Genomic DNA, 21,673 nt, shown 5'->3' on the forward strand with positions numbered 1-21,673 from the left:
ATTTTTCAGCTCAAAAAAATCCCTCCTATATACTCTTTTCCGGGGGCGGAACATTTTCAGTTGATTTTTTTCAAAAAAAGGATAATTTTTTATATATTATTCCACTTGATGCATTCAAGTAATCCCGCAAAGTCGGGAACTAGCTGGACTCCAGACAAAATGTTTCATCACTGCTGTGAACCTCTTTTGTTTTGTGGATGATCCTTGGAACCTACGTAGAGCCGAATGGCACGTTCAGGCGCATAGTTTAATCGCAGAGGCGAACTTCTTTGCAGACGACCTGGGCAAATTCCCCTGCAGAAGTGCTGTATTCATTCTGCACATTCTTTTTTTCTTAGAAAAACGTCCAGGAGCATTGCGTCTTTTTGACGCTGCACAGTTTGTATATCTGTGCCTCATCAGGACTTTTTCCTCATAGAAAACCACAAACCCCAAACCAGGGAGTGAAATTACATGCTCCCGACAGGGGTGGTGTTGTTTCACTCCACACGAGGAGGAAACAACACATGGCAGAAAAATTTTCAGAGAAAGTCGAACAGATTAATGCGGTACTTCGAAGCTATGGCAGTGAGGCGGTGCAAGAGATCAAGATGATGAAGGATGGTCAGGTGATCGGCCAAATTCGTTATGGGTACAAAGCCCAGTATGTTTTTGATGCTGTCAATGAGATCCTGCAGCCGGAAAACTGGCGCCATGAGATCGTCAGCAAAGAGATTTTTGACTTCCAGGCCGTGGTCGAAGTGAAGCTGTTTATTCGTATTGCTGGTGAGTGGCTTTGTAAGGGCTCCCAGACAGGACAGATGAACATTGTAAAAAAGAACGTTGGCGATGCCTATAAAGGGGCTGTAACTGATGCTATTCAAAAATGTTTTTCCCTAGTCTCCATCGGCTCTGATGCCTATCGAGGCTTGCTCAAAGCAGTGTATTTCAGCGATGCCAACAACAAGCCATCAGCTCAGCCGAGACAACCTCAACCACAGCGACAACGACCCGCGCAAAATACGCAACCACGTTCCCATCAATCAAATCCGCCACCTCCCACAAGACCCCAACCGTCTCGCCAGCCGCATAACCAGGCCCAGAGACGTCCGCCTCAAAATCATCAAAGGCAGGCATTAGGCCCTGTCATTGATGGACTCAGCTATGATGTGAAAGGAAATTTCATCGTAGTGAAGGGTAAAACATGGGGAAAAACAGAGCTGTTGAAAGCAGATGGGTTCAGGTGGAACCCGGATGCCAAGCAATGGTGGAAGGAAGCGGCTGTGCATTAAGTGCACGGTAGAGGTTGATGTAATAACAACCCACTGAGGGAGTGATACACTTTTCCCTCATAGGGGAAATCCGTGTGCACTTCCGGTGGTGTATTGAAGGAGAAAGCACATGGATACTATGAAAAAAATACTGCATCAAAGTTTGCAAAAACTTTCAGAGCAACACACCAAACAAACGCTTGGAGATCGCAGAAACTACCTGGGCGCCTCAGACGTAGGTGCTTGCCCTCGCAAGGTCATCCTTGATCGGATCAATCAACCTGAGCATGATTTGGCTACTCTGCTTCGCTTTCAGCGAGGACACAAGGCCGAAGATATTCTCGCCGAGGCATATACTGCAGGTGGTTACAGTAACTTTGAGCGACAAGTGGAAATTGATATTTCAACCGATAACGTTCCCTGCTTAGTCCATATTGACTTTGTTTTTACGTCAGCAGCAAAAAAAGAAAAAACCATCGTCGAAGTAAAATCCGGCAAAATTCCGGAAACCGTCTACAGCTCCTGGGAGTCGCAGTTGTATTTGCAGATGGGAGCCCTGGCGAAAAAGTATCCTGCGTATACGATCAAGGGTGCTATTTTGTCATTGGATCTGAGTGAAGGAGATGCCGAGATATTTAACAGCTATACCCCAAATGATCGACTCTTTACCGCGTTGGTACAACGGTGTGAGCACATCTGGCATGACTATCAGCAGACGCTCAACGGGCAAGAGGTTGAATTACAAACCAATGTGAGCCCGCTGTGCGGTTTTTGCAGTCATATCCAAACGTGCCCTCGGTTTCAAGCTGATGATCTGGATTATCCAGAAATGATACACTATGTGCAGGAATTTGAAGGGTATCGGCAGGCGGAGAAGGAGAGCAAAAAGCGAGTTGCCAACCATAAAAATGCGCTGTTGGGGATGGTAAATGCCAGAGGGAGCTTTCGCTCAGGCGGCTACCTGTTCAAAAAGGTTACCCGTACACGGCAAACCTTGGACAAGGATCGTTTAAGCAGGTTTTTGGCTGATAACGGTGTCGCTATGTCCGAATTTGAGCGATCTTCCACCTTTTCATTTTTAGATATCAAGAAGGCGCCCAAAGAGAAACAACCACAATAACCCAACCCATCTTAGCTGATGAGATGACCTCAGCCCAACCAGGGGAACAGACTTCCCCATGGTGGGGATTTCTCTATTCTCCTGGCAATCTTTTTTATTATTTTCAAGGAGAACACTCATGCAAAAGACATTTCTGATCGGCAATCTTGGCAACGATCCTGAACTTCGAGACTCGAACGGCACACCTGTCTGTAACTTTTCAATGGCTACCACTGAGCGCTGGAAAGATCGGCAGGGCAATAAGCAGGAAAAAACCGAGTGGCATAAGATCGTTGCTTGGGGCGACCTGGCTCACATTTGTGCGCAGTATCTTCGTAAAGGATCGAAGGTCCATATTGAAGGCAAAAACAGAACGCGTAAGTGGACCGATCAACAAGGCATGGAACGGTATGTCACTGAGGTTCACGCAAAGGAAATGGAGATGCTGGGGCATGCTTCCTCTGATGATTGTCCATTTTAGGGGGTGAAGCATGGCACGATTAGCATCCCAGGCAAAAGCAGGTTTTTATCCAACACCGGATACGGTCTGCGACCTCCTCATACAAAAAATAGAGTTTGCAGATGGAGCGCGGTGCTGCGATCCGTGTTGTGGCGAGGGCAAGACACTCTCCCGTCTAACGCAGAGCGCTGCCACCATGACCTTACGGTGTTGAGTTGGATCATCAACGAGCACAAACAGCCAGAACCAGGCTGCAGAACGTTATCTGGGGCGACGCCTTAACAGAAGTACGGGTCAGCTCCGATTGTTTCAATCTGCTGTACCTGAACCCACCATACGACAAGGCTCTTGCCGGAGACGGCAAGGCAAAGCGTGTGGAGGAACAGTTTCTCAGGCGTTATGGTGGTACGGTGAAGCACGGTAGCTATCTGCTGTTGGTTATTCCGTATTATGTGCTCAAACACTGCGCAAAACCGCTGTCCCGTCATTTTCAGGATATACAGGTTTTTTGCTTTCCTGAAAGCGAGTTTGCAGCATTTAGGCAATGCGTGGTTATTGGCCGGAAAAGAAGGCTGGCCCTCAAAAAAGAAGCGCAACAGATTCAACAGACCCTTGAATCCTATGCAAGCCTGTTGCCGGCTGTTTTTCTGACCATGGTGCCTCCTTTGGAGGAAGCGCCAGTGATGAAGATCCCTGCCGCAGACGGTCCTGTAAGAACGTTTCAAGGAACAAAAATAGATCCTCTGCAGGCGCTGCCTGTTATCAAAAAAGCTGAGATTCTGTCCGGCGTATTGGCAGAATTAGCACCAAAGAAGAAAAACTCCATTCGTCCACTTACCCCTCTTGAAAATGGTCACCTGGCTCTGCTATTGGCCGGCGGCTTTATGAATGGTGCTGTCGAAAAAGACGGGCGGCAATTGGTCATCAAGGGTGTGGTCAGTAAAGCTGAACAGGTCATCAAATCAAGCGGTGACGGATCAGGTACAGGCTCGATCACGACCAGGGACCAATATAAACCGACTGTCAAGGTCATCGACCTGCAGACAGCAGAGTTGTTTACCATTCAATAGGAGGAACTTTTAAGTTTTTTTGGCACGATAAACTCAGCAACCTGGCGTTCCCGTAGCGTATCAATTCGTGTGGAGCCAACAGGTTATACTCAAAAAATACTACAACCCATGTTCGCGGGAGAGACATCCTCCCTGGTGGGGGTATCTTCCGCGGTAAAGGAGAGATACTATGGAATTTCTCACTGTACAATGCGTAGGATACATCACCTATAGCGATGCCCTTATTGCAAGGATTGTCCAAAATGAGTTCCTCGCATTTCTTTTGAGCCTTATCGGTTCACCTGCTCATATTCAAGCTTCATCAGCCGTTTTATTTGGTGGTGACGCTTGCCGAGTAACCCAAAGCGACATCGATCTGGATGTACAGGTAACCTTTACTGCTGGCGAGTTGCGAACCTATCGTAATCGTAAGATCGGTAACACGGTCAACAAGGTTATGGTTTGTCCTCAACTCTTCACGGATGTAACGCAGAGTGCGGTCGTTTTTGGACCCAATATGTCCACTGTGCAGGAACGGGCCTTTTTGCGTTTTGATGCGGCAACCAATGTGCCGTTGAAACGTGAGTGGCAAGGCTGGTTATGGGATGAGATCCTGCAACCTGAAAAACTGTATTCCTTTGGCAGTGATGAGCTGCAGGAGGCCTATCTTATCCAGTGGCCAGATGAAACGGTAGTAGAAGAGCGGATAGTAGAAGGGGTGAAACGTAACTACCTCGATTAACCATTTCCTTGTTTCAAGGGGAGAGAGACACTCCCCTGGCGGGAGCATTGTTTATCTTCCCTGCAATTAAAGAGGATAGACAATGACAACAGCAGTCCTTGACCCTCCTGATAAAGAACAGGAAGAACATAAGACCATACAATTAGCTGATTTTCTTGATGAATGGGGTGCTATTTTAAAAGCCCAAGTCATCGAGAACATGGACCCGGTGTATACGCCGAAAGCGGAAGATGCGTGGGACCAAGCAGCACGAAAAAAAATGATAAATCTTGTCCGCCCTCCGTTTGAGTCGCAAATCAAGCGAGGTATTTTGCCGGTGGCAAGATCACTCTACAAAGAAGATTATAAAGCGGCCACCCTGGTTGGGGAAATGGGCACAGGCAAAACCTTTATGGGGCTTGCCATTGCTTTTCTTGACCCACGACCCAATAAGCGGATCTGTATCCAATGCCCTGGGCATTTGGTGAAGAAATGGATCAGGGAGGCGCAGCAGACCATACCTGATTGTGTCTGCCATAATCTCAACAACAAAAGCCTTTCCCGGTTGATTGCGCACAAACAACAGGCCACCAAGCCAGTTGGTACCGAAGTGTGGGTCATTGGCAAGGAACGGGCAAAACTTCATTTTCAACGAAAAAAACAAACCATTTATCGACGTGGCGCAGAGTGTTGTCCTGAGTGCGGTCAGCCCATTGAAGATGGCAGTGAGAAGGCTCCGATCTGTGAGCATTGTCATGCCAGGATGTGGGCAGCTGACCGGGATAAAGTACGGCGCTATGCCAAAGCTGAGTTCATCAAGAGATTTCTTCCGAAAAACTCGATCGATCTGCTCATTCTTGATGAGCTCCATGAGCTCAAAGGCGGAGGCACTGCCCAAGGGCAGGCCATGAGCTGCCTGACGACCCGCTCCCGTAAGGTTCTGTCTTTGACAGGTACGCTTATGGGGGGCTACGCAAAAGATCTTTTTTTTATTCTTTGGCGCATGTTTCCGCGCCTGATGAAAGACAATGGATTTGCGTATGGGAGGACCATGCAGTTTGCGGAGCGCTATGGCGTTGTTGAGCGAACCTATGACAGTAAAGATATTGTCGCCAGCTTAAATGCAGCCAGTATAGGCCGTAAAATGGGGAGGTCCAGGGTTAAGGAGTCACCGGGGATCTCGCCCCTGCTCTTGCCGGACCTGCTGCTAGAGCGGTCAGCCTTTGTGCGGCTGGCTGATATTAGCGATCAGTTGCCGGACTATGATGAAATCATCGTACCGGTGGATATGGTTGACCAACAAAGAGAAGAATATGACCGGTTAGCCAACGAGCTGATGTGTGCCACCCAACAGGCCTTGGCCTGTGGTGACATGCGACTGTTGGGCAAGATGCTGCAGGCCTTGCTTGCCTATCCCGATGGTTGTCGTCGTGCAGAGTGTGTGACCCTGGAACGTAATGGGATAGAGGAGATTGTCGGTACTGCCGAAGCTCTTAATATTGATTTCTTACCAAAAGAGGCGCACCTGCTCCAGATCCTCCAGGCTGAAAAGAGGGAAGGGCGCAAGGCTGCAATTTTTGTCGAGCATACCGGTACCAGAGACCTCCTTCCTGAGCTGACGGAAAGACTCGCGAAAAATGGCATCTCGCCATTGGTTCTTCGGAGCCAGGCGGTCAAGCCGGAACATCGTGAAGAATGGTTAAAGGTGAAGATGGCAACAGGGCTCTATGACTGTTTGCTCTGTAATCCTAATTTGGTGAAAACCGGGTTAGACCTGCTTGAATTCCCAACCATTGTCTTTTTTCAGTGCGGCTATTCCGTGTTTACACTCAGGCAGGCAAGCCGCCGGTCCTGGCGTATCGGTCAGGATAAACCGGTTCGGGTCTTTTTTATGGCCTATGCCGGGACCATGCAGGACCAGGCTTTATCGCTGATGGCGCAAAAGATGGAAACATCGTTGGCGGTTGAGGGTGAGCTGTCTGGTCAGGGACTGGCAGCATTATCAGAATCGGAAAATAGCATGATGTATGAACTTGCCAAGGCGTTAACCGGCAAGCAATCGACACCGAGCATGACTGATGCCTGGACCAGGTATACAGAGCGTTCTCTCGTTGCCGGCTTGGCACTGGATGATGATCAGGCCGTAGAGGAAAACACAACCACCACTATTCAAACTACCACAACCATTAAAACAGCTACCGGCTCCGCTTCTATTACCCGTGAATACGTGGTGAGGGGCAAGGTGCATATCCAGAGCGATGGTGCGGTGGTGTATGTCAATCGCAACCGGTTTGACCTCCAGGAAGGCAATGTCTTCTGGAACGGGAGAAAAGTCGGTTGGTATGATCGACAGGGCTGTGGCGAAATTAATCAAAAGCCGATTCGGATCTACCGGCCAGAGCGAACTGCTTGTTTTGTCCTGGCTGAAGTTCGAGAAAAAACGGCATAAATAAAAAAACTCACCTTGTCAGGGGGAACAATCCCCTGCAGGGGGTATTGGTTTCTCCCGCTGATCAAAAGGAGATACGCAATGCTTTTCATCAAAGATCCGGACGGTGATTATCGTCCTGCACCCCAAAAACAGGTCCTCGCTGAGGCTAACAAGCTGGCGGGCGACCAACTGCGACGTGGTCAGTCTATTGTCTCTGCAGAATGTGCCAAAGCTGTTATCGGCTGTAAGCTCCATGGCAAGCAGTGTGAAGTCTTTGCCTGTCTGTTCTTGGACGCCCAACATAGGGTGCTTGCATTCAAGGAGATGTTCAGAGGGACGATTAATAAAACCACTGTGCATCCCAGAGAAATTATTAAGGAGGCGTTGTGGCTCAATGCTGAGGCGATCATCTTGGCGCATAATCATCCGTCAGGCTGCAATCGACCGAGCCAGCAGGATATAACGCTCACCCAAAACCTGGTAGAAATTTTAAAGGTTGTTGATGTGCGGATTCTCGATCACCTGATTGTGGGTGAGGAGATAACCGCATTTTCAGACCTTAAACTTTTACCAGTATAAGAACCCAGATCCTCTAAAGGGGCAGCTCTGTCCCTTGCAGGGAGAGTCTTGCCCCTTTTTTTATGCAGGAGGCAAGACATGCAATCAGCAGAACACTTATCCCTCGCCATTGTTGTGATACATCCGCACGAGCTGGTCGGTGATCAGTTGCTTCGTGAAGTAGATGGGGACGTCCTTTTAATCCGTTCCACTCACGTAAGCACCATGTGTACATGTAGTGCCAGGAAGAGGAGGCGGCAGCTATTGGCCTGTCTCTATCTGGCAGGTACCGATGCAGATGCCAGTTTTATTGCTGGTCGTGTTTCGGCAAGAGGCGGTCGGTTCCAGGTCATATCCAGGGAGCAGGCTGTCGAACTGCTTGCACGATGGATCGTTGAGCAAAGGTAACAGAGCATGGATCCAGGCCAATAAGGAACACAAAATATTTTATCAGTCATACCTGCCGCTAGGTAGGTTATCCCTTAACAGGGGCAAAATAATGCCCCGGTGGGGGAGTGTTTTGTCCCTGTTTTTCTAATAATTATCAGGAGACAAACAATGACGCATACTCTTTCTATCCTTTCTAATGACCAAATCATCGAAATGGCACCTGCAGCTGGAGCGTGGGAACCTATTGACGGTGTATCCTCCAGGTATTCTTTCGTGCCAACAGTTACTGCTGTGGATCTGCTTCGTGATGCTGGCTGGCAGCCTATTGCCGCCTCGCAAAGTGGGGTAAGGAAGGCAGAACGAGAGGGCTACCAGAAGCACTTGATCCGGTTTGCGCAACCTGATTTGATTATGCGAGATGAACGTATTGATTTGTTGCTCTACAACTCCCATGATCGAGGGTGTTCGTTCAGGCTCATGGCCGGCATTTACAGGTTTGTTTGCAGCAATGGCTTAGTTGTTGGTGATGAATATGCCAATTTTCGGCACAAGCATATCGGCTTTTCGCCTGACGAGTTCATGCAATCTGCTGTACAGATCGCTGGGGCAGCCGGAGAAATTGCCGGCCAAATGGATGAATTTAAACAGATTGAGCTTGCTCCAGAGGCACAAGGTATCTTTGCCGAGGCAGCGCACAGCCTTGTCTATGACCAACCGGAAGCAGCGCCTATTCAGCCGAATGCTCTCTTGGCACCACGGAGATCTGAGGACAGAGGAAACGATGTCTGGACCGCCTATAACCGAATTCACGAAAATGTCATTAATGGTGGCATCAAAGGGGTTAAGGTCGGTGACAATGGTAGGCGAAGAAAGGTGACGACAAGACCAGTAAAAGCACTTGATAAGAACCTCAAGTTGAATCAGGCATTATGGGTGCTTACCCAGAGAATGGCTGAACTTGCACAAGGTATCGTATCATAATACTCATAGCCACTTCCTTTCGGGGAGGTGGCTTTTTTTTTGCCCTGTCGATTCGTAATCTGATTCGCGCCTCGGAGGACAGGGCGACGAGTTAGGTCAGTTAACAATAAAACTTCATAAAGAACGATCGTTTCATTATGCATGTTCTTGATTCAAAACAGCCCACAACCGGATTCAAGTTGTGCATCAAAACTGCGGCTTTTGTGGCGTTTGATTCATTTGATGCACTCCAACCAGTGGGGATCAGGATCGTTGATTTTCTGGAAGCATTACTGAATATTAATTCTGAGTCTCAAGTCATGATCTATAGGAAATATCTTTACTTTATTAAATAGTTCTGTCACCTTTTCTACTGATCTCGTAAGCTCTTGCTATGAGGTTACTCCGTTTTTCTAGCTTCTTCTATATTCATAGCGAATCAGACATCTCTGTTTTAAGCGCCAGTAATTTTATCTTGGGCGGTATTGTATTTTGCCACTTCAACCAAGGTTTCTAAGCGAACAACTCTTTTATCTACATCAACAACATGGGATTGTAGTTTGTCGATATCTTGGTTTAAACGTTTAGTTTCGTCTGTAAGTTTTAAAACATCGATTAGCAATTCTTTCCAACCAGCCATTATTTTTCCCCTAATGCAACGAGTGTCTTTTTCAAGCGTTTACGTGTTGTTTTGGTGTCTGCTATCGCTTCTTTAACTCTTGCTGATACCAGATCAAACAATTCAGATTCATTCAATTCTTCCGGTATATCAGGGTTAAATGCATCAATGGCCATACGTACAACTTCGGCTGCGGAAGTTTTTTGCTTTTTGGCTAGGAGTTGAAGTTTTTCTACTTGGTGCGGAGCTATCAAATATTGTTTACGAACTAAGTTTTCAGCGCCTTTCATGTGTATACCTCGTTAGTAAGGGTTTAACTGGGCCTCTTGACTAACTATACACATACACAACAACATGCGCAATGGAGTGCTGTTATTTTTTACTTTTAAGTTTTGATACTATTCTTGGTTATGACCAAAGAAGTGAATCAGATCTCGATGTTTATCTTCCATATTTATTGTTTGCAAATTGGCCTACGGACCATATCATCGGCAGAGCATTGATATTTTTTACCGTCTGATGTGTATGCAGTCCAATCAACATTTGCAAAACTTCTATGGATTCCATCAACCTTTATATCTGTTGGAAGGTAATCACCTGGTATCGCTGTGGCGCTCGCTCTTTGCAAACTTAGCTCTCTACTTGCACATCCAGATACTGCGAGTGTACTGATAGCTATCAACAATAATAGTTTTTTCATAGATAAATTCTCGCTGTATAATTTTCCGGTCCAGGGATCGGTGCCGGTGATCCCGCCTTGGCTATATTGGTTCCTCTAAGGGGTACTAATTTATAGGAGATATCTGGACTATGTAAACCAATATTTAAGGTATTTACATATGGGATGAGTCAAGCAAAGATCTGACCCCATGCCTTACTTAACGGCTGCAATGACGGATATCTCAACAAGCAGTTCCTTTTTCGCCATGCCTGCTTCAACGCAAGCTCGAGCAGGAGCATGGCCTTCAGGCACCCAATTGTCCCAGACTTCGTTCATCTGGGTAAAGAAATCCATGGATTTAATATAGATGGTGGCTGACAAAATATGCTTCTTGTCACTCCCTGCCTGCTCAAGCAGTAAGTCGACTTTTGCCAACATAGTCTCGGTCTGCTCCTTGATCCCTTTACTAGCATCTTCAGCTACCTGGCCGCACAAATAAATGGTATTGTTATGGATAACGATTTTACTCATGCGTTGCTGGGTCTCTAGTCGTTTGACGGTCATAATGGTTCCACCTATGGTTTATTAATTAATTATAAGAGTTGAACAGGCCTCAATTTCGAGATACGTAACAGACAGACCACCGCAGAAGTTTCCACGTAAACTCAATAAAAACATGTCTAGTCCGACATCGGAAAGGAATAACGCGATTGTGACTTTTACCTGCTCGGAAACAGCAGTTTTTAACTTAAGAGTAAATGTTGATATTGTCATATCCATAGTTGAGATGCTCAAATCAACATGACATGAAACGATGCAAGGAAAAATGCTGAAAAATTGGCTGTTACGATATTGTGAGGTGTGTCCGTAGGCTACCTGCCCTCTTCTTTTTGGGCCTGTTACATTCTTTCCTTTTCACAAATCTCGGCCATCCGCTTTCCGGCATCATGATAATGGTTTCTTATACAAGCCTCCAATTCGTAGCCATTCCCCCCTTTGAGAGCATCAACGATGATTTTGTGTCGCCAATAAACCTCTTCAGCAGAATACAGTTGAATCCAGTATTTGAACAAAAGAAATTTGGAGATTCCCTGGCAAGACCTTTTGCAAAATTCGAGTAGCAATTCATTGTCGATTCGAGAAAATAGAATTTTGTGAAACTTGTCGTCCAAGGCAGCGATTTTTTCGATAGGCTCATTATTCTCAGAAATAAGCCTCATCTTTTCTACAAGTTCTTCAAGCTTCTTTATATCCCGTGAAGTGTATTTGTGAATGACCGAGCATACAGCTGCGCTCTCGAGTATCCCACCAGTGAAATAACTATCCTGAATTTGCTTTGGACTCAGCTTTGTAATAAATTTCCCTTTTTGTGGAATCCATACCACCAGTCCTTCTTTAATGAGAATCTGAAGCGCCTCACGGATAGGCGCTCTGCTAATGGATAGTTTCTTGGCAAGAGTTAACTCTTTTACCTTTGTTCCTGGTTTGTAGGTGCCATCAAGAATGGATCGCTTGATATAACTAACGATATCATCAGTATATGTATGCTTTTTAAAATCCACGGTACTCTATGCGTCTCGTTGGTTTATGCCCGACAATGGGGTGTCGATGGTAAGTCGTTACGTGTCTCCGATCACCTACCAAGCAAGTACTGTATTCAATCGAAAGCAAAACTTAGGCATAATCAGAATTGGTAAACGGGAAAAGGTTCCAGCCAGTGTTATCTGTTTTGTGTTCGCATTACAATGAGCGAGACATCACTAATATAATCGAAAGGTGGACTATATAGGCCCTTTACACTAATCCCGCTAGCAAGAATTGAATTATTTTATCTGATTACCCATGAAACTCAGCTTTTTTTTTGGACTCGGGAGACAGATTAAATCTCTTAGCACTGAGGTAGTGTACCGTTTTTTTTTATGTTTTCTAATAAAAAGTAGGTAGCAAAGCCTTCGATTGGTCTCCCGGATTTAAAAAAGAAATAGAATCAGTCCACTGTCTGCTTCGATAGATTATCGGCTGTTTTTTGTACGTAATCAAATTATTTTATATTCGGTATACAATCTCTGCTCAGCGCTAAAAACAGAAGGAATATCAGCTCACAGGGTTGAGTAGGAAACTGAAGTCACCTTCATTAAAGTTATACTTGGTTTCCACTTCCAGAAGTGCTTCCTGAATATTTTGAGCAAGAAGAGGCACAGCATGCTCAAGAATAGCCAGATACATGTCTGAGTCATGTGCTGTGAATGCCGGTATTTTCCAAATACGAATGGCTGTCTCAGAAATCGCCATTGAGAGAACGGCGGAGCTTCCGGGAAGAAGTCCTCCCCCGCCGACCACATCATGGAGCTTAGACGACATAAAGGTGATACCTCCGGCATCTTCACTGACGAGAATAGCAAGCTCGCCGATAATACGTACTTTATCCTGAGAAGTCTCAGCATTTGCAAGTGCGTTACCCAGAGATGCTATCTTCTGACCTAGCTCACGAGTTGCCTCGGCCATTTCTCCGGTACCCCGGCTGTATGCCGTGTCTGAGGCAATACATTTGAGCTCAGCCTTTGCTGCACCGTGAACCAGCGCATCGTAAACGACTTTATTATCAACATCTTTATTTATGCGGACCCAGAAGGCATTCTCCTCCATTGTTTTACAGACAGCAGGAACGTATGCCTTGCTTTCTATAATGATGGTTGGCAGTCGATCAAGACCGAGTTCCTTCATTGCTTTGGATTTTTCGCCAAGCATGATATTGCCTTCCAGATCTTCATCGGGACCTAGGCCTCCTTCGCTGGCATTGAGTATGCCCATGACCGAAACAGGTATCCCATTTATTTCTATGACGGCCCCAATACACCTCCCTAACTTACCAGGCATGCCTTCCGGGCAACAGATAAAGGAACCATGATAGCGTTTTTCAAAAGTATCGATAACCGCAAGGCAAATGGCGATTTGCAAGGCTACTGGCAGCTCCAGGCATCCTTGACCGTAGATACGTCCAAACGCCGCGAAGGCAGCGCTTTGGCTGTAAATCGCATCAAGACCTATTGCTAAACGAGCTAGGGTCGCCTCATAAGGGGTAATCCCCCTTCTCGCTTTTGCTTTACCTGTGCCACCATCTTGGGTCTTCACAGTAACGATTCCGGTGTCAATATCTGCCTCAACCGAAGAAATGGTTGTGCAGACGGGGAATGCACGGCGAAGAAGACAGGCAATTACGGCAAATCCAGCAGTATCGTCCTGCACAAAACCGGAATGGCTATGCACATGACCAGCACCAGCATGTCCGGTGATCCCAAGAATTCCCTGACTTTTAGTTGACCTGGTTACGTTCATAGCTCACTCCTTTTTGAATTGATGCGTATTTTGTATTCTGGCCCTGTTACGTCCTACAGCCCTGGTAGCCAGAGTGCTATCTGCGGAATAAATGTTAGAGCCAAAAGCGACAGGATCATAGTCGCCAAAAACGGCATAACAGCCAAGCTGAGTTTCTCAATGGAAATATTGGCAATACTGCAACCGACAAACAGGTTGACCCCAACCGGCGGGGTCAAAAAACCCATGGATGAACAGACAATCATGACAATACCGAAATGGATCGGGTCTACACCAAGCACTTTAACCACAGGCAAAAGAAGCGGAGTTAAAATGAGAATATTAGCCAATGCATCCATGAAGGTCCCCATGATGAGAAGGAAAATAAGGATTATCGGCAGCAATACGTATTTATTGTCTGAAATACTGACCAGAATCTCAACAAGCATATTTGGCAGATTGTAAAAGAGTAGAATCTGGCCAAGCGCTGTTGCAGTGGCAACCACAAGAAAAATTGATGATGTTGTAAGAGCTGTACCCCGAAAAACATCAATTACTTTTTGCCAGCTTAAGGTTCGCAATACGAGACCTTCGACGATAAGTGAATAGACCACAGCAATTACGCCGGCTTCAGTCGGGGTCGTCAGGCCGCCGTAAATGCCTCCAAGCACAATGATTGGAACCATGAGCGCCGGCAAGGCGGTAAGAAAAGTACTTACTATTTCTTTTATAGGGGCTCGTTTACCTGTACCTGTAAAGCCATATCGTTTTGCCAGGATGTAACTGCATATCATAAGGCACAATCCGATAAACAATCCGGGGATGATACCAGCAATGAAAAGGTCGCCAACAGATACACCAGCTGTTGTTCCGTAGATAATAAGCGGCACACTGGGTGGAATTATTACACCAAGACATCCGGCTGCGGTATTGACTGCGGTGGCAAAAGATTTAGAATATTTTTCTTTTTCCATCGCTGGGACCATAATACCGCCGACGGCCGCCACTGTAGCCGGTGCTGATCCTGATAGGGAACCGTAAAACAGGCTGGTCAACACTGAAATGTGAGCCATTCCACCGGTAAGGTGACCCACCAGAGCACGTGATACATCGAGCAGCCTTTGTGCCATGCTCCCTTTTTGCATGATTTCACCTGCCATGATGAAAAAAGGTACTGCCATGAGAGGGAAAACATCCAGGGATGTTATCATCTTTTGTATCAAAAATTCGTATGGCAGCATGTCGCTAAAAGTCATGCCTACCACAACGCTCAACCCGATGGAAATGCCTATGGGAACACTGAGTATGAGAAATGTTGCCAGGGAAACAAAGGTTAGGATAATTGCTAAGTCCATAGTGACCTCTTTTTAATTAATCTCAATTTCAGCAGGGTTGATTTTCCCTGTTAGTAGCCACCACAACCTTTCCAGTGTTCTAAGGCTCATAAAGCCAAGGCCTACAGGCATACAGAGATATACCCAATAGGCACTAATCTCCAGAGCGGGCGTTTTTTGTCCAGTTCCGGCGAGGAAGATGATGAATTTTGTGCCGAGGACAGTAGCGAAAATACAGAATACAAGAGTGAGTAAAGAAGCGATAATCGTAACCGGCCGTGCAAACCTGCGTTTGAACAGGGTTCTGATAATGGTCACTTCAAGGTGTCTGTCCATTTGTGTCGCGTAGCTGCAACCGACATAAACGGCCCAGATAAATAGATAGCGGGCGAGTTCTTCAGACCAGTCAAGAGAACTCTGCAAAACATATCGGTTAAAAACCTGTATTGCTGTTATACCTGTCATCATTACCAATGATAACGATGCGATAACCATTTCAACGCTGGGTATTATGGATTTGGGGGTAGTCTTCATGGTGCTGCTCTCCATTGGCTCGTTATACTGGGTGGTGATGCACCACCCAGTATTTTAGGTAGACTTACTCGGCGGCAATGGTTGCTTTTACTTTTTCGATAAGATCTTTACCGATTCGCTCTTCAAATTGTTCATAGACGCCTGCCGTAGCTGCTGCCCAACGGCTTCGCTCTTCCGGGGTGAGAACGGTTACAGTCACGCCTTTATCTTTGAGTTGCGCCAGGATCTCTTTTTCGCCGTCGCGAATGAGTTTACGCTCGTAAAGTTTGATTTCGTCGAAAGTTGTAAGAACAAGTTCTTTGTTTTCAGGCGAAAGGCTGTCGAGAAAACGTTTGGAGATCATTACCAGGTGAGGGCTGAACAAGCTGTTTACGATGGTAACGTGGTTGTTTACTTCAGGAAAATTATTATACCAGGCAAGGTTGAGATCAATGTCGATACCATCTACTGTTTTTTGCTGCATTGCAGTGTAGACCTCACCCCAAGAAATCGGTGTGGGGTTCATGCCGAGGCTTTTCAAGGTAGCAATGTGCGCTTTGGATGGGGTCGAACGAATTTTCAAACCTTTTGCATCTTCAAGGGTTGCAACCGCTCTGTTATTATTCCAGAGGTTACGAAAACCGATTTCAATATAGCCCAGACCTACGATACCACTTTTTTCCAACGCCTTGGTTGCATTCATACCAATGGGGCCGTCAGTAATTTTATCGGTGGATGGGTAGTCGGGAAAAAGGAAAGGAAGGTCGAAAATGAGGAAGTCGTCGGAGAATGGGGAAAGATTGGGGGTTGAGGCAGATCCCATCTGCAGCATGTTGAGCTGCAATCCCTGAACAACACTATCAAAGTTGCCAAACTTTGAACTGTCAAAAATGTCTACCCGGAATGCGCCGCCACTGCGTTCTTCCAATAATTCCTTGAATTTAATGAATGCTTGGCCCATTGGGTGTTGCGGCACGTTTGGATGTGCCAGCTTGATAACGGTCGGTCCAGCAAAAGCAGAGGAAAATCCCAAGCAGGTGCAAAGTGTTAGCGCGGTTAAAACGGTCTTAAAGGTTTTCATTGATTCCTCCTGAAGGTTTTAGCTGCTCCTCCGGCATTTTATATACCGGAGGAGCTTTGGGTGCGTCTTAATCGACATATTGGTTACGAAGCACTGCTATTAGCGAGAACTTACTTTATAATAACAGCGCATCATCGGTTACTGAAAAGTATCAAGATATGCGTAAAGGGCTGGGGATCCGCCTGTATGGAGGAACAGTACGTTCGCTCCCTCTGCAAAATAATCATTGCGGACAAGATCGATAAGACCTGCCATTGCCTTACCGGAATAGACGGGATCGAGCAGGATAGCCTCTGTCCGGGCCAACAGTTGAACTGCTTCGGTCATGCTGTCTGTTGGCAGGGAGTATCCAGGGCCGACATAGCCATCAAAGCATGTGATTTGCTCTTTGGGAAGGCTCTCACGCATACCAAGGCGCTGAGCGGTTTCCATAGCAAGATTGTGGACGATCTCTTCCTGTACGTCTTTTGGCCGGCTCACGTTGATGCCGGATACCGGAATACCAGCATTGGTTCCATACATACCCACGACAATACCTGCGTGAGTTCCTGCACTGCCGCTAGGGACAACCATGTGGTCGATAGACAGGTTAATGCTAAATAACTGCTGCATAATTTCTTCAGCACACGCCACATAACCTGTCGCGCCAATCGCATTTGAGGCACCACCTGGAATAATGTATGGCTTCTTCCCTTCTTTTTTCAACTGCTCGGCAACCTTTGTCATTTCACCAAGCATGTCTGAGCCGCCGGGAACAACGCTTGTGCTTTTGACACCCATCAGGTTGAAAAGAAAATTATTACCTGATCCGTCTTTTTTGTAACTACCGGCTACACGTTCTTCAAGCACGAGATGACAATCCATCCCTTCCTTAACTGCCCATGAAAGGGTCAAGCGGCAGTGATTTGACTGTACAGCACCACAGGTAATAATAGTATCTGCGCCGTTTTCTATGGCGTCTGCAATACAGAAGTCGAGTTTTCTCGTTTTGTTTCCACCTGCACAGCCAGGCAACAGGTCATCTCTTTTGATATAGATGTTAACTTTGTTGCCGAGAGCTTTTGAGAAGGCAGGCAATGCTTCCAGCGGAGTAGCATCCTGCACATAGTTTCTTCTGGGAAATTGAGTAAGGTTCATTTTATGTCCTGTGGTTTTGCTTAATTGATGAGTACAACGGCCTCGATTTCTATATCAGCTCCCAAGGGAAGAGCAGCTACCTGGAATGCACTTCTTGCAGGAAAAGGTGATGAAAAATATTCTGCATAGACAGTGTTGACTTCCTGGAAATCATCCATGTTTGCCAAAAAGACAGTGGTTTTGACAACATTGTCTAGTTTCCCCCCTGCGGACTCAATGACTGCAGCTAGGTTCCTCAGTACTTGATGTGCACGATCTGCTGTTGATCCTTCCACCATTTTTCCGGTTGCCGGATCAATTGGCAATTGGCATGAAGTAAAGAGAAGGTTTCCAGTCTTAATTGCCTGGGAATAAGGTCCAATGGCCCCGGGTGCCTCGCTTGTTTCGATTACAATCTTTTCATTCATGCTTTTTTTTGACCAAAAATGTTAGGTGTGGACAGATTAGAGTAACTTATCCTGCTGTAAAATCGCTTTTCGTCGTATGTGTAAATGAGGAATGTCGACATTTTTAAAATTCTTTATGCCAAAATTTATTATTGATGTCAAATCAAAAGTTACTCCATAAAAAGCTCAAAATGATAATCTTCTGTCATTTTAATGGGATGTGACGGAAATTTACTGGAGGCCATCAGGGGACACTCTGTGTTGCTATTTTTACCTAAAAGAGCAAACTTTATCATGGCGACCAGTGCTTGCTGACAGCAATGTAAATTATTACTTATCAGCAACATACAGGTGTAATGTGTATGGTGAATGGCAGATCTATTTTCCAAGAAGATCGTATTGCAAAAGAGACAGCCATTGTAATTTGAAACTATGAACAATATGAGTAAATTTGAGTTGTCGTTATACGCTCGTTATTTGTGATGTCCTTGAAAATTGTTGACAAGGGAGGCGGTGTCTGTCATTTGTGCATTACTAATGTCGACATTTTGCAAGGCAGCAGAGCGTGTTTTGCAAATGGTTCATTTTCAGTATGCATAGATGAAATACTTAGAAATACTACCGTAGATAGTTCATGGAGGTGAGGTGTGAGTAAGGCTACATTGGATCCTGTTAATTGGAGCGAATTTCGCTCAGCGGCTCATAAAATGTTAGACGCTGCTTTGGATAAAATGGAATCAGCCGGCGAAGGTCGTGTGTGGACCCCTTTACCGGATGGAATGAAGGCCGCTTTGCAATCCGATCTTCCAATTACTGGTATAAGTGCTGAAGAACTCTGTCGGAAGCTTGAAGACCTCTTGCCTTACGGGGTTGGGAACACCCATCCACGATTTTTTGGTTGGGTGCACGGAGCCGGTAATCCTGGTGGCATTCTTGCTGAGATAACAGGAGCGGCAATGAATGCAAACCTTGGTGGAAGAGATCACGGAGCAATATATGTTGAAAAGCAGGTTTTAGAGTGGTGCCGCCAAATGATGGGATTCCCGGAAGATTCAAGCGGTCTTATAGTTTCGGGAACGTCAATGGCTACAATTATTGCCTTAAAAGCTGCACGTGATCAACGGCTTGGATTTGAATGCAGGAAAAAAGGTGTTGGTCGATTTGTGCTGGTTGGTTATGCATCTGCCCAGGCGCACTCCTGCCTGGGACGAGCTTTCGATTTATTGGGAATTGGCAGTGATTCGTTACGCAAGATACCATGTGATGCAAATTTCAGAATGGACCTGGGAGCCTTGAAAAAGGCAATTGAAAAAGATCGTGCACAGGGCAAAACACCTTTTGTTGTTATCGGTACAGCAGGCTCAGTAAATGTAGGTGCGATTGATGACCTTGAAACATTGTCCGATATTGCTGCTCTAGAAAATTTGTGGTTGCACGTTGATGGAGCTTTTGGCGCCACAGCAATTCTAAGCAGCGAGATTCGCGATCGCCTCGCAGGTATTGAACGTGCTGATTCCCTTGCGTTTGATTTTCATAAATGGCTGCATGTTAATTATGATGCGGGGTGCGTTCTGGTTCGCTCCGGCGAAGTGCATCTTAAAACATTTTCCGGCAGACCAGAGTATTTGCTGGAAGCCGGCCAAGGGTTGGCGGCTGGTAATCCATGGCCAGTAGATTATGGCCCTGAGCTTTCTCGTGGTTTCCGGGCGTTGAAAATATGGACCCATTTTCTCGAGCACGGAACAGATAAACTCGCACAAGCCATCGAGGAAAATTGCCTTCAGGCATCATATCTGAAAAAGAAAATCCAAGATTCATCCACATTGGAACTTCTGGCTCCTGTAACACTCAATATAGTTTGCTTTAGGCATGACTCTGAGAATGGAAAAAATGTGGATGAACTCAATAAAGAGATCGTAATAACCCTCCAGGAAAAAGGAATAGCAGCCCCTTCAACTACCATTTTAAACGGAAAGTTGGCGATCCGGGTAAATATTACCAATCATCGCACCGAATTACGAGATCTCGACCTCCTTGTCGAGGAAGTGGAGAAAATTGGTAGCACGCTGATCTCAAACAAGAGTTGCAAAGTTGGCTAAAAATAAAGGAAATCGGTAACGGCTATATTATTTTTCCAAATTGCATATTAAGGGGCTGCGTCTTTTACTCATGGAATAATCCTTGGATATTCTTGAACGTGAGGATGTTATGCTTGAGGGTGCGTATTTCGCTGCACACAACCTTTAGGCTATCTAAAATAATTGCCATTTACCCTGGTCACCCAGAGTCTGACGATTACCTCGTTCTAACCAAACATTTTATCCTCAGAGACAGCGCAGACGTCCACAGTGAGTATATGCCTGGAGTAAATAATTACTGTATGCCTCGGAGCCGCGGTTTACCTAGTCTAAAACTAAATTTTTACTAATGCAAAATAGTTTTCAGTAAATCGTAATGATCAAGAAAGGAGTTGAAGGATACTAAATGAAAGGGATCGTTTTTATAAATGATACATTTGTTCCTGTCAGAGAAGCTAAGGTTTCAGCTTTCGACCGCGGCTTTCTCTTTGGAGACGGAGTGTATGAAGTTGTACCTGTAGTAAATTCTAGAATAGTTAATAAAATGCCATTTTTGCAACGCTTAGACCACAGTCTAAGAGCAGTAGATATAGAGTGGCCATTTAGTAAAGAAAAATATGTCGCTATACTGGAAGACCTTATACGCCGCAATGACCTTAAAGAAGGCGGCATATACACTCAAGTAACACGTGGCGTTGCGCCAAGGGATTTCGCATACCCAATAGACACCCCACCTACTTGCATGGCCTTTACCATAGCAAAGGATTTTGTAAACACTCCTTTAGCAAAAAATGGTGTTTCTGTGGTAACAGTTGAGGATATCAGGTGGAAACGCAGAGATATAAAATCAATTGCGCTCCTTGGCCAGTGTATGGCTAAACAGGAGGCTTATGAGAATGGTGCGTATGAAGGATGGATGGTAGAAGATGGTTTTGTGACCGAGGGCACCACTTCGACCGCTTATATTATTAAGAATAATAAAATTATTACCCGTCCCCTCTCTCGGTCCATCCTGCCTGGCATCCGAAGGAAATGTTTGCTCCAGCTAGCTAAGACTCACAACATAGCCATTGAAGAACGACTCTTTACTGTTGCCGAGGCACTTGATGCCGATGAAGCTCTTTTGAGCAGTGCTACCAGCTTAGTATTACCTGTTGTGAAAATTGACGGTTATGTAATTGGTAACGGAAAGCCAGGGGAAATGACCGAAAAATTACGGAGCCTCTATGTACAAATGGTACAAAAGGAGTCAGGAAGTGAGCCTGCTACGGAGTTCAAGTCTTGATGAGTGATCTCATCCTAACTATCCAAAGACGTGATTTTTACGATCTCGATGGTTGGTTGCTATAGTCCCTGTTGCCATCAATTGCTATATCAATCTTTTGGGGTGTGTAACACCAGGAAAACAATTGTAGCGGCTATTTATTAAAAAGGAAGTGCCTGGCAAACCTGACCATTCCATTTTTCAGAAACAGACCACCCCGTAACACTTCTCTTGAGACTGAATAATTGTCCCGTAACATTGACTAAATTCATTGAACAGAAGGGGGCACTTCCTGATTGAAAACAAAAAAACAGACTGCCCGTTGTTCAACTTCACGTTTATAAACAATATCAATCAATTGAGTTTA

Annotated in this window: 22 protein-coding genes; 12 read left to right on the top strand and 10 right to left on the bottom strand. The window is 45.7% G+C overall.

Going from position 1 to position 21,673, the window contains the following annotated elements; all coding sequences use genetic code 11:
* Nucleotides 1-506: 506 nt before the first annotated feature.
* From JWH17_RS17820 to JWH17_RS17865, 10 genes are all read left to right on the top strand, one after another.
* Entirely contained in the window at nucleotides 507-1,271 is a 765-nt protein-coding gene (locus tag JWH17_RS17820; protein WP_205224014.1) for a hypothetical protein, read from the top strand.
* 109 nt (nucleotides 1,272-1,380) lie between these two features.
* Complete coding sequence (locus JWH17_RS17825; RefSeq protein WP_205224015.1) at nucleotides 1,381-2,370, top strand: PD-(D/E)XK nuclease family protein; 990 nt, start codon at nucleotides 1,381-1,383, stop codon at nucleotides 2,368-2,370.
* 118 nt (nucleotides 2,371-2,488) lie between these two features.
* Entirely contained in the window at nucleotides 2,489-2,830 is a 342-nt protein-coding gene (locus JWH17_RS17830; protein ID WP_205224016.1) for a single-stranded DNA-binding protein, read from the top strand.
* Nucleotides 2,831-2,840: 10 nt separating this feature from the next.
* The gene (locus tag JWH17_RS24165; protein WP_205224017.1) at nucleotides 2,841-3,023 is read left to right on the top strand and encodes a DUF6094 domain-containing protein; all 183 of its coding nucleotides are present in this window, start codon (nucleotides 2,841-2,843) and stop codon (nucleotides 3,021-3,023) included.
* Between the two features lies 1 nt (nucleotide 3,024).
* The gene (locus JWH17_RS17840) at nucleotides 3,025-3,879 is read left to right on the top strand and encodes a DUF6094 domain-containing protein (protein ID WP_205224018.1); all 855 of its coding nucleotides are present in this window, start codon (nucleotides 3,025-3,027) and stop codon (nucleotides 3,877-3,879) included.
* Nucleotides 3,880-4,048: 169 nt separating this feature from the next.
* Nucleotides 4,049-4,600, top strand: a complete 552-nt coding sequence (locus JWH17_RS17845) for a hypothetical protein (RefSeq protein ID WP_205224019.1) — start codon at nucleotides 4,049-4,051, stop codon at nucleotides 4,598-4,600.
* 82 nt (nucleotides 4,601-4,682) lie between these two features.
* Nucleotides 4,683-7,028 (top strand): SNF2-related protein, encoded by a 2,346-nt coding sequence (locus JWH17_RS17850; RefSeq protein WP_205224020.1) that lies wholly within the window; start codon nucleotides 4,683-4,685, stop codon nucleotides 7,026-7,028.
* Between the two features lie 81 nt (nucleotides 7,029-7,109).
* Nucleotides 7,110-7,589: a JAB domain-containing protein gene (locus JWH17_RS17855; RefSeq protein WP_205224021.1), complete on the top strand. Its 480-nt coding sequence runs from the start codon at nucleotides 7,110-7,112 to the stop codon at nucleotides 7,587-7,589.
* Nucleotides 7,590-7,667: 78 nt separating this feature from the next.
* The gene (locus JWH17_RS17860) at nucleotides 7,668-7,976 is read left to right on the top strand and encodes a hypothetical protein (protein ID WP_205224022.1); all 309 of its coding nucleotides are present in this window, start codon (nucleotides 7,668-7,670) and stop codon (nucleotides 7,974-7,976) included.
* Between the two features lie 150 nt (nucleotides 7,977-8,126).
* Nucleotides 8,127-8,939 (top strand): DUF932 domain-containing protein, encoded by an 813-nt coding sequence (locus JWH17_RS17865; protein WP_205224023.1) that lies wholly within the window; start codon nucleotides 8,127-8,129, stop codon nucleotides 8,937-8,939.
* Between the two features lie 433 nt (nucleotides 8,940-9,372).
* Here the strand turns inward: JWH17_RS17865 and JWH17_RS17870 are convergent, their stop codons facing one another.
* The 10 genes from JWH17_RS17870 to JWH17_RS17915 form a co-directional block, all read right to left on the bottom strand.
* Complete coding sequence (locus JWH17_RS17870) at nucleotides 9,373-9,558, bottom strand: hypothetical protein (RefSeq protein ID WP_205224024.1); 186 nt, start codon at nucleotides 9,556-9,558, stop codon at nucleotides 9,373-9,375.
* On the bottom strand, nucleotides 9,558-9,827 hold the full coding sequence (locus tag JWH17_RS17875) for a hypothetical protein (protein WP_205224025.1): 270 nt from the start codon (nucleotides 9,825-9,827) through the stop codon (nucleotides 9,558-9,560). The genes JWH17_RS17870 and JWH17_RS17875 overlap by 1 nt, the downstream gene beginning before the upstream one ends.
* Before the next feature lie 584 nt (nucleotides 9,828-10,411).
* Nucleotides 10,412-10,762: a RidA family protein gene (locus JWH17_RS17880; RefSeq protein ID WP_205224026.1), complete on the bottom strand. Its 351-nt coding sequence runs from the start codon at nucleotides 10,760-10,762 to the stop codon at nucleotides 10,412-10,414.
* Between the two features lie 335 nt (nucleotides 10,763-11,097).
* Nucleotides 11,098-11,760 (bottom strand): GntR family transcriptional regulator, encoded by a 663-nt coding sequence (locus tag JWH17_RS17885; protein WP_205224027.1) that lies wholly within the window; start codon nucleotides 11,758-11,760, stop codon nucleotides 11,098-11,100.
* A gap of 532 nt (nucleotides 11,761-12,292) precedes the next feature.
* Nucleotides 12,293-13,534, bottom strand: coding sequence for a hypothetical protein (locus JWH17_RS17890; RefSeq protein WP_205224028.1), 1,242 nt, complete (start codon nucleotides 13,532-13,534; stop codon nucleotides 12,293-12,295).
* Between the two features lie 53 nt (nucleotides 13,535-13,587).
* Nucleotides 13,588-14,868 (bottom strand): TRAP transporter large permease, encoded by a 1,281-nt coding sequence (locus JWH17_RS17895; RefSeq protein ID WP_205224029.1) that lies wholly within the window; start codon nucleotides 14,866-14,868, stop codon nucleotides 13,588-13,590.
* 12 nt (nucleotides 14,869-14,880) lie between these two features.
* On the bottom strand, nucleotides 14,881-15,381 hold the full coding sequence (locus JWH17_RS17900) for a TRAP transporter small permease (protein ID WP_205224030.1): 501 nt from the start codon (nucleotides 15,379-15,381) through the stop codon (nucleotides 14,881-14,883).
* Nucleotides 15,382-15,445: 64 nt separating this feature from the next.
* Nucleotides 15,446-16,441: a TRAP transporter substrate-binding protein gene (locus JWH17_RS17905; RefSeq protein WP_205224031.1), complete on the bottom strand. Its 996-nt coding sequence runs from the start codon at nucleotides 16,439-16,441 to the stop codon at nucleotides 15,446-15,448.
* 138 nt (nucleotides 16,442-16,579) lie between these two features.
* Nucleotides 16,580-17,578, bottom strand: a complete 999-nt coding sequence (gene cuyA, locus JWH17_RS17910) for a D-cysteate sulfo-lyase (RefSeq protein WP_205224032.1) — start codon at nucleotides 17,576-17,578, stop codon at nucleotides 16,580-16,582.
* Between the two features lie 20 nt (nucleotides 17,579-17,598).
* On the bottom strand, nucleotides 17,599-17,985 hold the full coding sequence (locus JWH17_RS17915) for a RidA family protein (RefSeq protein WP_205224033.1): 387 nt from the start codon (nucleotides 17,983-17,985) through the stop codon (nucleotides 17,599-17,601).
* Between the two features lie 626 nt (nucleotides 17,986-18,611).
* On the opposite strand from JWH17_RS17915, the gene JWH17_RS17920 reads away from it, so the two are divergent.
* Together JWH17_RS17920 and JWH17_RS17925 are read left to right on the top strand one after the other, a co-directional pair.
* A complete protein-coding gene (locus tag JWH17_RS17920) occupies nucleotides 18,612-20,063 on the top strand; it encodes a pyridoxal phosphate-dependent decarboxylase family protein (RefSeq protein ID WP_205224034.1) in 1,452 nt (483 codons plus the stop codon).
* A 385-nt stretch (nucleotides 20,064-20,448) separates the two neighbouring features.
* Nucleotides 20,449-21,327, top strand: coding sequence for a D-amino-acid transaminase (locus JWH17_RS17925; RefSeq protein WP_205224035.1), 879 nt, complete (start codon nucleotides 20,449-20,451; stop codon nucleotides 21,325-21,327).
* The last annotated feature ends 346 nt before the right edge of the window (nucleotides 21,328-21,673 follow it).

Source organism: Desulfogranum marinum (genome assembly GCF_016918565.1).
Taxonomy (GTDB): Bacteria; Desulfobacterota; Desulfobulbia; order Desulfobulbales; family Desulfobulbaceae; genus Desulfogranum; species Desulfogranum marinum.